This window comes from Streptomyces sp. NPDC107550 (genome assembly GCF_055639095.1).
In genome coordinates this window covers 250,122-263,084 of record NZ_JBVKBC010000008.1, presented here as the reverse complement: position 1 = coordinate 263,084, position 12,963 = coordinate 250,122, and the positions used below count along the sequence as shown (strand labels likewise).

Here is a 12,963-nt window from a genome sequence, read left to right as displayed (position 1 = left end):
CTACACCCACTCGCAGGCAGTAGCCGGAGCGTCCAGTCTCTCGGTCTCGTCAGGGCGAGGGGCTTCGATGACCGGTGACGGCCGTCGTATGCGGCGCCCTCGATGTCGTGCTCGTGCGCGGAGGTGGACGGCGAAGGCCAGGCCGCAGGCGAGGAGCACGGCCGTGCGGTCGGCCGTCTACGTCAAGGCCGGCATGCACGTGACTGGGCGCCACGTCCTCGACCACGCCCTACGCGTTCGGGTCCCAGGCGAAGAGCCGATCGAAGATGACCCGGTCGCCGGCGATCTTCACCGCGTCCAGCGGCACGCGTCCGTAGAACCACAGGGCCAGCTCGCTGGCCGTGCCCTGCGCGGAGGCGTCGGCCTGGGCCTCTCCGGTAGCCGAGTGGCGGACGGCGCGGGCGCCGTCCGCCTCCACGGTGAAACGCCAGGAGCGTCCCTCCTTGGCGTGGTAGTCGACGACGACCGGCTCGTGCGGCCAGACGCCCGACCATGCGCAGCAGGTGAACAGGAAGTCCTCGACGCCGTCCAGGGCCACCTCCGTCGGCAGAGGCTGCGCGGCGCCCACGGTGAGCTGCGCGTCATAGGTGTGCATCGCGATCTCCTGGAGCTGGTGCCGGGCGACGGCACCGGTGGTCCGCGGAGACTGCGAGGCGCCCCACCACGTCCAGCACCCAGCGTCCGGTCCGGCCTCCCGCAGGGTGACCAGCAGCTCCTGCGTCGACGCGGCCAGCCAGGCCACCAACGCCTCGCGCTCACGGGGTGCCTGCGCCGCGGCGCGCGCCGCCACGGCCTCGGCCGGAGGGGCGTCGGCCGGACCAGCCTGAACAATGGCCGACCAGAACGGGCGGCCCGAGCCCACGTGCTGTGCCAGATCGAACAGCGTCCACTCGGGACAGGTCGGCACCTGCACATCCAGGCTGGGCGCGGCGACGACCGCGGTTCGGAAGGCCGTCGCCCGCTCGTCTATCAGCCGCAGCAGGTCAGGGAATTCGAGATTCTTCCGCACTACGGCTGTGTATCACCGCGCCCCGGCGGCCGAAAGCGAATTCCCCAGCCGCCGCCTGCCGCCGTCGCGGATGTCCGGGCCGTCCCGCTGGGGGATCTCCTACGGCTACGACAGCTTCACCGTCACCTACGCCGACGGGAAGCAGCAGTACGTCCCGACCATGAACAACGCCGCGCAGGACATCTACGCCGTTGAACCGCGCAACCGACACCGTGCCCGCCGTCGAGAAGGGCCGGCTGCCTCCCCCATTGAGGCGTAGATACCCGCCAGGGTCATCTCGTAGGCGGCGGGAGGGGGGTGAGGTGGAGGTGGGGTGGGTGGTGGGGAGCGGCGTGGGGGGTGACCCGTACTTGGTAGACGTGTTCGAGGTGATGGGGGGTGAGGACGGTGGTGGGCGGCCCGGAGGTGATGGTGCGGCCGTTGTGGAGGAGGATCAGGTGGTCGCAGTAGCGGGCGGCGAGGTCGAGGTCGTGCAGGGCGGCGACGACCGTGGTGGTGCTGCGGGCCAGAGTGTCCATCAGGCGCAGACGGTGGCTGATGTCGAGGTGGTTGGTGGGTTCGTCGAGGAGGAGGAGCGGGGTCTGCTGGGCGAGGGCGCGGGCGATGTTGGCGCGCTGGCGTTCGCCGCCGGACAGGGTGGGCCAGTGGCGGTCGGCGAGCGTGGTGACGTCCATGGTCTTCATGGCGTGTTCCACGACCTGGAGGTCGGCCGGGGTGGGGGCGGGGCGGCGGCGGTAGGGGGATCGGCCGAGGAGGACGGCTTCGTGGACGGTCGTCTGGACGGCGGGGGTGGTCTCCTGGGCGGCGAAAGCGAGTCGGCGGGCGATGTCCCGGTGGTGGAGGGTGGCGATGTCGTCGTCGGCGAGGAGGACGCGCCCGCGGGTGGGGCGGCGCAGGCCCGCCAGGAGGCGTAGGAGGGTTGATTTTCCTGAGCCGTTGGGGCCGATGAGGGCGGTGAAGGAGCCTGAGGGGACGGTGAGGGAGACGCTGTCGAGAAGGGTGCGGCCGCGGGTGGTGTAGGTGAGGGCGTCGGCGGTGAGGGCGGGAGGCGGGAGGGTGCTCATGGGGTGGAGGTCCGGTTGCGTAGGAGGAGGGCGAAGGCGGGGGCGCCGAGGAGGGCGGTGAGGACGCCTGCGGGGATCTCGCGGCCGGCGAAGGCGGTGCGGGCGGCGGTGTCCGCCCAGATCATGAAGACGGCTCCGAGGGCGGCGGCGCAGGGCAGGAGTGTGCGGTGCGGGGCGTGGGTGAGGATGCGTGCGGCGTGGGGGACGAGGAGCCCGACGAAGCCGATGGCGCCGCCGGCGGCGACGAGGGTGCCGGTGATCAGGGCGGTGATCGCGTAGAGGGCGGTTTCGGTGCGGCGGGGTGAGACGCCGAGCGTTGCCGCGGTTTCCCGGCCGAAGGCGAGGGCGTCGAGGTGAGGCGCGTGCAGGAGGCAGAAGGGCAGGCCCACGGCGAGGACGAGGGCGCACACGGCGGTGGAGACCCAGGTGGCGGGGGCGAGGGAGCCGAGCAGCCAGAAGGTGACGGCGCGGGTGCGTTCGGCGTCGGCCGAGTGGACGACGATGATGCTGGTCAGCGCGGCGAACAGTTGGGAGACCATGACGCCTACCAGGACGACCTTGGTGCTCTGATCGGGTGAGCGTCCAAGGATGAGCATGACGCAGACGAAGGCACCCAGGGCGCCGGCGAAGGCGCCGACGGGCAGGCTGAAGGCCCCTAGGCCCATCACGAGGACAAGGACGGCCCCGGTGGACGCTCCGGCCGACGCGCCGAGGGAGTAGGGGTCGGCGAGGGAGTTGCGGGTGAGGGCTTGCAGGACCGTGCCGCAAGTGGCCAGGCCGGCTCCGATGAGTGCGGCGAGCAGGACGCGGGGCAGGCGCAGATCCCACACGATGCTGTCGTGCAGAGGTGCCGGCCCCTGCCAGGGCAGACCGAGGTGGGCACCCAGGGCGCGGGCGACGTCCAGGGGCGGGAGGTCGGCGGTGCCGGTGCTGATGGCGAGGAGGATGGACAACGGGAGGAGAGTGAGGGCGCAGGTCAAGACGATTGTCGTACGGGTGGAGGTGCGGGGGTTGGGACGCGGCCGGGCGGAATCGTGGGGCGGCGCGTGGGTGTGGGTGCGGGGGTGTTCGGCGGCTTCGGGCTGCGCGTCGGCGGCTTCGGGCTGTGCTCGGGAAGGGGGCTTCATGGTTGGTGGGGTGCCTCAGGGACAGGGGGCGGGTGGTGGGAGCGAGGGGCTGGGTGACGGAAGGCGGAGTGGGAGCGAGTGTGGAACAGAGCGCGTAGGGCTCTCGGCGGGTGTGGGCGACTGGGGTACAGGCGGGTACGGGTCAACAGGGCGCAGTAGCTGCCAGGTTGGGATGGGCGGAGGATGGGAGTAGTGGGGCGGAGGAGAGGGGCGGGACGCGGGACGCGGTTCCCGTGGGGCGGTGTGGGCGTCAGCGGCGGGCGAAGATGACGTAGTTGTCGAAGTGCTGCCAGACCGTTCCGGCTTCGGCGAAGCCTGCGGTGCGCAGGGCCGCAAGGTGGAAGTCGAGCGGCGCGAGGGGCTGAGGCGGCCGGTCGGCGAAGCGCAGTTCGCGTTCGGCTGCGAGGAGGTCCATGTCGGGTAGGGCGGTGGCCAGCGCGTACCACTGGTCCCAGGTGTCCGCGCCGGCGGCGAACGAGGCGTGCTGCGTCTGGATGTCGTGCTGATGGGACAGGGCGGCGAGGGTGGGGTGCCGGGGCGTGAAGCGCAGATGATCGGCGTTGAGGAACAGGCCGCCGGGCGACAGGAGTTCGGCCAGGGCGGTGTAGACGTTCAGCAACTCGGCCGGGGAGAGCCAGTGCAGGGCCGTGGAGGAGACGGCGGCCTGGAAGGTCTCCTGGGTGAACGGCGCGGCCCAGTCGGGGCGGAGCAGGTCGGTGTCCACGAGGGTGGCCCGGTCCCCGTGCGGGGCGAGGGCGTCCGCGGCCAGGCGCAGGAGTACGGGGTCGTAGTCGAGGGCGGTGACGCGTGCCTGCGGGAAGGCGCTCAGGACGCGGGTGCTCAGTGAGCCTGGACCGCATCCGAGGTCGAGGGCGTGGAAGGGGTCGGGGCTGTGCAGGCGAAGGACCTCCAGCATCGCGTCGAAACGTGCTTCCCGGTGTGCGATGTAGGCGGCTTGCTGGGTGTCCCAGCGTTCCAGGAGAACGTGCGGGGGGAGAACCTGCGGCGGTGTGAGGGCGGGCAGAGGCGCGGAGTTGGAGTTGGCGGTGGGGGTGGTGCTGGGATCCGGGCCGAGGGTGGAGGTGGGTTCCGGGTTGGGAGCGGGGGTGAGCACGAGGGCTCCCTTCTGTGTTCGGGGTTACGTGTACGCGGGCTCGGGTCGACGTGGGCAAGGGCAGAGGGAGGCGGGCGGGATCGTCGGCAGGGACCTCCGGCCGGGGCCGGGGAGGCGGGAGCCGGGGCCGGGACAGGAGGCTCCGGTTCTTGCCGGTCAAGGCAGCGGGGCGCAAGCGGCCCTCACCTCTCCCCCGGCACCGAACGGCATGCCGTGTTCGGGCCCCGGCCTCCCTCTCGTAACGATCAACCGACCGTTACGAGAGGGAGGTGGGGCGGGGCTCAGGGGTAGAGGTCGCTGAGGCCGTCGGCCACCTTCTCCACAAGGCTGACGGCGCGGATCGAGGGGTCCATGGCGGAACCGGGCACCACGATGAAGCGGTTGGCGCGCACGGCTTCGAGTTTCGAGGTGACGGGGTTGGACCGTAGGAAACGCTTCTTGGCCTCGGCACTGTCCCCGTCGCCGCCGCGGGTCAGATCGGCCAGGACGATGACGTCCGGGTTGCGTTTGGCGATCTCTTCCCAGCTCCCCTCGGACCACTTCTGGCCGAGGTCGTCGAAGGCGTTGTCCACGCCGAGCAGCGCGCCGGCCGTCGAGGGCAGTCCGCCGCGGCCGGCGATGTAGGGCGTGTGGGTGCCGGAGTAGTACCACATCACGTCGGCGTCGAGGTTCTTGGGCGCCTTCGCGGTCGCCTTTTCCAGGCGGGTGCGCAGGCTGTTGACGAGGGTGTTACCGCGCTCCTCCACGCCGAAAAGGGTGGCGATGTCCTTGATCTCGCCGAAGAGCCTGTCGAAGCGCACCTGGCGGGGGGTGTGAGCGGGGTCCTCGCAGTCGTAGGTGGACAGGTAGGCGGGGACGCCGAGCTTCTTCCATCCGGCACGAGAGCCGGCGGCCTCGTCGGCGTACGCAGAGGACAGGGTGGAGAAGAGGAAGTCCGGCGAACGGGCGAGGGTCGCCTCGTGATTCGGGTACTGCCGGGCGAGGACCGGGACCTTCTTGTACTGCTTGGCCAGAGCGGGCAGGACGGGGTCCGTCTGGTACGACGTACCGGCCATTCGGTCCGCCAGTCCCAGACTCAGCATGATCTCCGTCGCGTTCTGCTCCAGCGCGATGGCTCGCTCGGGCGGCGCGGACACGTTCACCTTCATGCCGCAGCTCGTCACCGTGGTCGCCTGGCGGTGAGGACCGCGTGACCCAGTGCTCTCACCGGCCCCATTCGATACGGCAGTTCCGTTGCTTCCACATGCGGCAAGGGCCGGGAGCAGGAGGAATGCCCCCACCAACCCCTTAATGGATATGGTTTTCATGTTCGACAAGATACACGGACATACCGCGAACCCCGAACCGGGGGCGGATCTCTTGGTTGTGGCGGTCGACACGGCCGCGGTCGGCCATCCATGTCGTGCGGCTCACGCTGCTGTGGCGGCTGCGGCCTCGGGTCCGAGTTCGGCTTCGGGTTTGGAGCGTCTTCGGCGAGATCTCACCGCCCACCCCCAGATCACCAACTCCCGCTCCCCCGCCGCATGGGGCGAGTTCGAGGCGTACGCGAAGGCGGGCAGCCGCGCCGTAACGAAGACTGGCGGCGGCCGGAGCTCCGCGCAGCCGCCATCCGCGGTCGGCTCGGTCGCGGGCCAGGCAAAGCCCACGCCCATGAGAGGGCCTACGCCACTATCCGGATCCACGTAAGGCTGTCAGGAGGCACCCGGTCGAACCGGCGTAGCGCGGAACCCGGAAAGGAGTTTTGGGAGCTGCATGGGGGCTTTGGCATGCGAACCCGGCTTGTCTCGCTGGATCGGCAGCGGTCGGTGGGCGCGTACCGGTAGTTGTTGGCTGTGGCAGGAGACCCGTGGACCCCGGTGATTTCGATCGTGGGTGTGGCTGTCGGTGGTGCGATGACCTATCTGACCCAGCGCACGACGCAGCGGGCGGCTGAGCGGGCTGACGGGCGAAGACAGGCTGCGGCGCAGGCGGAGGAGCGTCGTGCTGAGCAGATCAGGACCGTGCTGGAGTTCATCCGGTGCGCGCTGGAGGCCGAGGGTGTGGCGCATGCCAGGCCGTCTCGATGGGAGGTCGGAGATGACTGGTACGGCACAGCCAGACCGGCGATGGACGGTCTTCGCATCGCCGAGAGGAGCATCGAGCTGCTGTGTGCCCCTGCCCTTCACGCGCCGGCTACCGCCTACGCCCGCGCCTTGAATCAAGCGGTCTGGCAGGAGCGGGGCGAGGGGAGCCTGTCCGAGTACCTGGAGCCGTACAAAGCAGAGTTTCTCGCCCTGGCACGCCGCAGTCTGGCCTGACTCCACCGGGGGCAGGGCCACTCGTTGATCGCAGCGAGCTGCACGGTCGCCGTGTACGTGTACGTGTACGTATTGAACGAGACCAGGTGGAAGATCCGCGCGGGTGACACCTGTCGAGATGTGGCCGCGCGGTACGGGCCGTGGCAGTCGCAGTGCATCCAACAAGCCCGCCCGGCAGGCGATGCCACCTTCTAGAACGGGACGTCGGCCTGCCGCTTTGCTTGTGGCGGACCGGCCACAAGCAAAACGTCAGGAGGGAGCCAAGTCCCCGCTGAGGCTGCGCGGTCAGCCGCACCACGCGGTACGGCACAGACCGGCGACAACCGACGAGGCAACGTCATCCGCTCGGCGACTTGCCAGGACGACGCCTTCGGCCGATGGGATCACGAGCGTGCAGACGTACTGTCACCATCCGTCTTTGTCGTCCTCCTCGTCGGCGTTGTCGCTGCGTTCTATGCCGCTTTCGCGGACCTGCCCGGTGACAGCATCGACGGGCACATCCAGTCTGGCCTCGTCCGCGCCGTCTTCGGTGTGGAAGCTGTAGATCCAGTACGGGCGCCAAGTACTCCGGTATTTGCGGGCCAGAAGCTCCTTTCCCAGGAGGTTCCCGCCTTCGGAATACCGTTCGGCTGCCTCAGCGGCTTTCTTCTCGCTGATGACGGCCGTGGGGATCGTGACGCCGGCAGGATGAGGAGTCGCCGACCACCCACGCACGCGGCCTTTTTCGTTGAGGGTGATGTCCAGTCGCAGCGGCATGAGGACGCCGTCCTCGCGGCGCTCACGCCAACTTACGTATCCGTAAGGGGTGTCGGTGCGGATCTCCGGCTTCGGCAATCAGGCCGGTTGCATCCAGGGCAGCAGGTCGCGCACCAGGGCGTCGGCAGTGGCTCTCATCGCCTGTTTCCCCGTGGCGTCGCCCCGCCCCGGAAATGAACGCCCCTCGGGGAAGTCCGACTCGATGACGCGACGTTCGGGCCAGGTGACGACGAGATAGCCCTTGTCGGTCAGGACGTACAGGCGTTCGCCGTCCTCGTCTTCATCCTTGCGGACGTCGTCGACGGTTGCCTTGTCGCCGAGGACGTCACAGGCGATGCGCGCCGCTTCGTTGCGCTCGATACCCCCGCCGCCGGTTCGTCACCGGCGGCGGGGGTGCGGGGCGCGGTTACGGGAGGGTGGTGGTCCCCGTCGCGGCCTTCCAGTCGCGGGCGAAGGCCCGCACCGCCCGGTGGACCTCGCAGGCTCCGGTGGCGGCGGCGAGGATGTCCGGGGAGACCGTCACCGCATGCGCTCCGGCCTCCACGGCGGCCGTGACCTGGTGGATGTTCTTGAAGCTGGCCGCCAGGATCTCGGACCCGCTGCCCGAGCGGGCGATGTCCTGGGCGAGGGCGCGGATCGTCGCGTAGGGGTCGGCGTCGAGGTTCTGCATGCGGTTGACGTAGGGGGCGAGGTAGTCCGCGCCCGTGCCGATCGCCAACAGGCCCTGCATCGTGGAGTAGATCGCCGTCGCGGTGACCGTCGTGCCGTCGGCCTTGAGGCGGCGGATCGCGCGCAGGCCGGCTTCGGTGACGGGGACCTTGACGCAGGTGGCCGGGCCCACCTCGGCCAGGATGCGGTCCGCCTCGCGGAGCATCCCGTCGGTGTCCTCGGCGATGACCTGCACGTGCAGGGTGCGGTCGGGGCCGATGATGTCGCGGACGGCGGCCAGGGTGGCGTAGAAGTCGGCCGTACCGGCGGCCTTGAGGATCGTCGGGTTGGAGGTGACGCCGCTGAGGGGGTAGGTGTCAACGGCGTGCCGCACGTGATCGAGACGGAGGTCGTCCAGGAGGAGTTTCACGGGGGTGCGTCCAGGGGTCGGTGGGGTGGGGGTGGTTGCTGTTGTTCTTCCGCAGGGCGGCGCGGAGCGCCGGCAGCGAGGGCGGTCCGCGCCACTCCGGTGGACCGTCGCGAGACGGTCAGTGCACCGTCTGCTCGGTGCGGGCGATGATGTCGTCCTGGGTCTGCTTGGACAGGACGTTGAAGAAGGCGCTGTAGCCCGCGACGCGCACGATCAGGTCGCGGTGCTTTTCCGGGTGCCGCTGGGCGTCCAGCAGGATCTCGCGGGAGACCACGTTGTACTGGACGTGGAAGCCGTCAAGCCGGTTGAAGAAGGTGCGCAGTAGGGCGATGAGCTTGGCGCGGTCCTCCTCGCGGGCCAGGGACTGCGGGTTGACCTTCTGGTTGAGCAGGACGCCGCCCGTGATGCGGCGGGTGGGGAGCTTGGCGACGGACTTGTAGACGGCGGTGGGGCCGTTGCGGTCCATGCCGTGGCTCGGGGAACAGCCCTCGGCGAGCGGTTCGCCCGCGCGGCGGCCGTCCGGGGTGGCCAAGGTGGACGCGCCCTGGGGGACGTTGGCGGAGATGGAGGAGGTGCCCGCGTAGTAGGTGCCGCCGATCGGGCCCCGGCCGTGCCGGGTGTTGCGGTGCTTGAAAATCTCGTCGATGTCGGTGGTGTAGGCGCGGACGAGGAGGTCGTCGACGTAGTCGTCGTCGTTGCCGTACTTGGGGGCGGCCAGCAGCAGGGCGCGGACGCGCTCGCCCTCCTCGCCCGCGAAGTCGTCCTGGAGGGCGTCCCAGAGCTGGGCGGCGGTCATCGAGCGGTCCTCGAAGACGCAGCGCTTGACGGCGGCCAGCGCGTCGCCGAGGTTGGCGATGCCGACCTGGAGGTTGGAGACGAAGTCGTACTTCGCGCCGCCCTCCTTGAGGGTCCTGCCCCGGCCGATGCAGTCGTCGACCAGTGCCGAGCAGAGGATGTCGGCGACGTTCTCCTCCAGGGCGACGTCGCAGCAGGAGTCCAGGACGACGCACTGGCGCTGGAACTCGCGCACGGTGCTGTCCCACGCGGCCATGACCTCGTCGAAGTCGGTCATGTCCCGGAAGTGGGTGGTGGCGGGCGCGAGCAGGGTGCCGGACTTGGGGTCGCGGCCCCCGTTGAGCGCGATCAGCAGGGTCTTGGGGAAGTTGAGGAAACTCATGCCGGTGCAGCGGTAGCCCCACTTGCCTGGCACGGCGACCTCGACGCAGCCGATGGCGGAGTAGTCGCGGGCGTCGTCGGGCTCGACGCCCTTCTCGGTCAGCGAGGGGATGATCACTTCGTCGCTGTTGAAGGCGGGCATCCCGAAGCCGATCCGCATGACCTCGACGCACTCGCGCAGGAACCGGTCGTCCAGACCGCGGTGGTATCGGACCGTCAGGTTCGGCTGCGGCAGGCGGGTCAGCGCCACGGCCTTCAGGATCAGGTACGAGAGCGGGTTGACGGCGTCCTCGCCGCCGACGGTCTGGCCGCCGACGGTGACGTTCTGGTAGAGCGGGCCGCCCGCGCCGAAGCGGGTGTGCGACCACGACCGGATCTTGCTGACCGTCAGCGTCTTGAGCCACAGGTTGGTCAGCAGCTCGACCGCCGAGTCCTCGGTGATCCGGCCCTCGGCCAGGTCGGTGCGGAGGTACGGGTAGAGGTACTGGTCCATCCGCCCGTACGACAGCGAGTGGCCGTTGGACTCGATCTGGAGGGCGACCTGGATCAGCCAGACCGCCTGGACGGCCTCCTGGAAGGTGGCGGCGGGCCGCTCGGGGACGGCGCGCAGGATGCGGGCCATCTCCGTCAGCTCCGCCGCGCGGGCCGGGTCGGTCTCGGCGGCGGCCAGGTCGGCGGCCATCTGGGCGTACCGGTGCCCGAAGGCGACGATGGCGTCGAGGACGATCAGCACCGCGCGGTAGAAGTACGAGCGCCTGAGGTCCTGGAGGTCGGTGAGGTCCAGGGCGTCCAGGGCGGCGCGGGTCCGCGCGCGGTAGGCGGCCAGGCCCTCGGTGAGGATGCGCGGGTAGTTCACCGCGAGGTGGGCGTCGCCAGAGGTGATGTTGCCCTCGGGGTGGATGATGCCCAGGTCGTAGAAGCGGCGGGCGTCCGGCGGCATCAGGGCCAGGCCCTTGTCCTTGAGCGTGCGGCGCTCCCAGAAGGGGGCGATGTCGCGCAGGGTCCGCTTGGCGTCCTCGGTGATGCGGAACCTGTCGCCGGGGCGCTGGTCGAACTCGTCGAGTTCGGCGACCACCCAGTCCATGGCGTATTCGGGCATGATCGGGGCGGCCCGGTTGGCGGACGCCTGGTTGCCCGCGAGGCGGGTGGCGGGCTCGATGTAGACCGTCATGTTCTCCAGGACGTTCTTCAGCATGTGGGCTCGCCGGAGGACCATAGGCTCGTCCTGGTGGGCCCGGTACGCCTCGGTGGTGAGCCGGGCGCGCTCCACGCAGACCGCGGGTTCGGTGTCGAGCAGTTCCTCGCGCCAGCGGGCCATCCGTTCGGTGAGGTGGCCGAAGTGGGGCGGCGCGGCGGCGGCCGCGGGGCCGGGCACGGAGGCGAGGTCAGTGGGGTCGGGGGTCGGGGCCGCCGCGGGCGGCATGGTCGTGGTCATGGTGGCTCCTGGCTGTCGGACGGGGAGGCTCCGCCGGTGCGGGCGGGGGCTCCGGTGCGGCATCAGACACTTGGCGTACGCGGTGGGAGGCGTCGACGACGTTCACCGTGACGCCGTGCGCCGCCAATTCGCCGATCTGCTCCGGGGTGGCGAAGGAGTCCGTCCACACGGCGCTGACCTCGTGTGCGGACACCAGCGGCACGGGCCCGTGGGTGCCGAACTTCTCCGACTCGGTGACCACGATCACGTGCTCCGCGCGCTCGGCGAGCGCGCGCACGGCCGCGGCGCGCAGGTGGTCGCGTCCGGTGAAGCCCAGCCGGGGGGTGAATCCGTCGGTTCCGATGAAGAGCTTGTCCACCAGGAACTGCTGGGCGCACAACTGTGTCATCGGCCCCACCAGCACCTGGGCATCGGTCTGGTAGTCGCCGCCGAGCAGCACCACGCGGGCGTGTTCGGCGCCGCGTACGTGCTCCGCGATGAACGCCGAGTTGGTGACGATCGTCGCGCCCCGCTTGGTGCGGGCGATCTCCTCGGCGACCAGGGTGCAGCACGATCCCGCCTCGATCATCACGGTCTCCCCGTCGGCGACCTGCCCGGCCGCGGCGACGGCGATCCGGCGCTTGGCGGCGTAGTGGTACGCCAGCCGGGCGGCGGGGTCGTCCGCCGGTGCCAGCACGGCGACACCGCGCTCACGCCGGAGCAGCCCGCGCGCCTCCAGCGCATCCAGGTCCTTGCGGATGGTCACCTGCGAGACGTTCAGCGCGGTGGCCAGGGCGGACACCTCCGCCTGCCCCGACGCGACGACGGTTTCCAGAATCTTCGCTCGGCGAGCGGTCACAGGTTCCACCCTCCTTTCCTACCCCACGGCACCCGGCACCACGAACGGTCTGATGATTTCGAGCGTAAGCGGGTGATGTTTCGTTCGAAGCAGACGGAAGTACCTTTTCGACGGGTCTTTGTGCCTTTACGTAAGCTGTTAGGGTTTCGTACGAAAGCGAAAGGAGTTGCGATGAGTCAGCCCAGGTCCGCCCCACCCTCCGCGGACCCCGCGTCGGCGCCGACCGGTGTGATCTTCAACATCCAGAAGTTCTCGCTGCACGACGGCCCCGGCATCCGGACCGTCGTGTTCCTCAAGGGCTGTCCGCTGCGCTGCGTCTGGTGCTCCAACCCTGAGTCCATCGACCCGCGCGTCCAGCATCTGAGCGACCCTGTCAACGGCGGGCCGAGGACCGAGGGCCGGACCGTGACCGTGGACGAGGTGGTCGCGGCCTGCGAACAGGACCTCCCCTTCTACGAGGAGTCCGGCGGCGGCGTCACCCTCTCCGGCGGCGAGGCCCTCATGCAGCACGCCTTCGCGCTGCGGCTGCTCGCGCGGCTGAAGGAGCGCGGCATCCACACCGCGCTGGAGACCACCGGGCACGTCGCCGGGCCGGTCTTCGGCCGGGCCCTCGACGTACTCGACCACCTGCTCATCGACGTCAAGCACCACGACCGCGACGAACACCGCCGCCGTACCGGCCGCTTCAACGACCTGCCCCTGCGCAATCTGGCGCTGGCCGTGGCACGGGGCATGCCGATGACCGTGCGCGTCCCGGTGGTCCCGGGGGTCAACGACCGCCCGGCCGACGCGGTCGCCTTCGCCGGACTGCTGCGCTCCGCCGGCGTCACGCGCGTACAGCTTCTGCCGTTCCACCAGTTCGGCGAGCGGAAGTACGAACTCCTGGGGCTGGAGTACCGGATGGCGGGCGCTGCGGCGCTGCACCCGGAGGACCTGGCCGACTACCGGGGGGTGTTCGAGCGGGAGGGCGTGCGGGCGGACTTCTGACCGGCGGGAGCGAGGCCCGTACCGCCGACTGCTCCCTCCGTTCCCCCGGCGCTCCGCCGCGGCGCGGCGGACCCGAGAGGCC

Annotated in this window: 12 protein-coding genes; 3 read left to right on the top strand and 9 right to left on the bottom strand. The window is 70.2% G+C overall.

The window, feature by feature from the left end:
* Positions 1-229 precede the first annotated feature (229 nt).
* Positions 230-1,009: a maleylpyruvate isomerase family mycothiol-dependent enzyme gene (locus ACZ7LY_RS14660; protein ID WP_471624933.1), complete on the bottom strand. Its 780-nt coding sequence runs from the start codon at positions 1,007-1,009 to the stop codon at positions 230-232.
* Positions 1,010-1,016: 7 nt separating this feature from the next.
* Between ACZ7LY_RS14660 and ACZ7LY_RS14655 the strand changes: the two genes are divergently transcribed.
* On the top strand, positions 1,017-1,268 hold the full coding sequence (locus ACZ7LY_RS14655) for a hypothetical protein (RefSeq protein WP_471624932.1): 252 nt from the start codon (positions 1,017-1,019) through the stop codon (positions 1,266-1,268).
* Positions 1,269-1,281: 13 nt separating this feature from the next.
* Here ACZ7LY_RS14655 and ACZ7LY_RS14650 read toward each other — a convergent pair whose 3' ends face one another.
* The 4 genes from ACZ7LY_RS14650 to ACZ7LY_RS14635 all read right to left on the bottom strand — a co-directional run bounded on the left by ACZ7LY_RS14650 (position 1,282) and on the right by ACZ7LY_RS14635 (position 5,462).
* Positions 1,282-2,073, bottom strand: coding sequence for an ABC transporter ATP-binding protein (locus ACZ7LY_RS14650; RefSeq protein WP_471624931.1), 792 nt, complete (start codon positions 2,071-2,073; stop codon positions 1,282-1,284).
* Entirely contained in the window at positions 2,070-3,200 is a 1,131-nt protein-coding gene (locus ACZ7LY_RS14645; protein ID WP_471624930.1) for a FecCD family ABC transporter permease, read from the bottom strand. Before ACZ7LY_RS14645 ends, ACZ7LY_RS14650 begins: the two co-directional genes overlap by 4 nt.
* 250 nt (positions 3,201-3,450) lie before the next feature.
* Entirely contained in the window at positions 3,451-4,314 is an 864-nt protein-coding gene (locus ACZ7LY_RS14640; protein WP_471624929.1) for a class I SAM-dependent methyltransferase, read from the bottom strand.
* A 281-nt stretch (positions 4,315-4,595) separates the two neighbouring features.
* Positions 4,596-5,462 carry an ABC transporter substrate-binding protein gene (locus tag ACZ7LY_RS14635; RefSeq protein ID WP_471624928.1) on the bottom strand — a complete coding sequence of 289 codons (867 nt, stop codon included), beginning with the start codon at positions 5,460-5,462 and terminating at the stop codon, positions 4,596-4,598.
* Between the two features lie 708 nt (positions 5,463-6,170).
* Here ACZ7LY_RS14635 and ACZ7LY_RS14630 point away from each other — a divergent pair.
* On the top strand, positions 6,171-6,611 hold the full coding sequence (locus tag ACZ7LY_RS14630; protein WP_471624927.1) for a hypothetical protein: 441 nt from the start codon (positions 6,171-6,173) through the stop codon (positions 6,609-6,611).
* Between the two features lie 405 nt (positions 6,612-7,016).
* Here the strand turns inward: ACZ7LY_RS14630 and ACZ7LY_RS14625 are convergent, their stop codons facing one another.
* The 4 genes from ACZ7LY_RS14625 to ACZ7LY_RS14610 form a co-directional block, all read right to left on the bottom strand.
* Positions 7,017-7,367 (bottom strand): hypothetical protein, encoded by a 351-nt coding sequence (locus ACZ7LY_RS14625; protein WP_471624926.1) that lies wholly within the window; start codon positions 7,365-7,367, stop codon positions 7,017-7,019.
* Positions 7,368-7,773: 406 nt separating this feature from the next.
* Complete coding sequence (locus ACZ7LY_RS14620; RefSeq protein WP_471624925.1) at positions 7,774-8,445, bottom strand: fructose-6-phosphate aldolase; 672 nt, start codon at positions 8,443-8,445, stop codon at positions 7,774-7,776.
* Positions 8,446-8,563: 118 nt separating this feature from the next.
* A complete protein-coding gene (locus ACZ7LY_RS14615; protein ID WP_471624924.1) occupies positions 8,564-11,056 on the bottom strand; it encodes a glycyl radical protein in 2,493 nt (830 codons plus the stop codon).
* Entirely contained in the window at positions 11,007-11,894 is an 888-nt protein-coding gene (locus ACZ7LY_RS14610) for a DeoR/GlpR family DNA-binding transcription regulator (protein WP_471624923.1), read from the bottom strand. The genes ACZ7LY_RS14615 and ACZ7LY_RS14610 overlap by 50 nt, the downstream gene beginning before the upstream one ends.
* Positions 11,895-12,065: 171 nt before the next feature.
* Here ACZ7LY_RS14610 and ACZ7LY_RS14605 point away from each other — a divergent pair, with 171 nt between their 5' ends.
* Positions 12,066-12,881 carry a glycyl-radical enzyme activating protein gene (locus ACZ7LY_RS14605; RefSeq protein WP_471624922.1) on the top strand — a complete coding sequence of 272 codons (816 nt, stop codon included), beginning with the start codon at positions 12,066-12,068 and terminating at the stop codon, positions 12,879-12,881.
* The last annotated feature ends 82 nt before the right edge of the window (positions 12,882-12,963 follow it).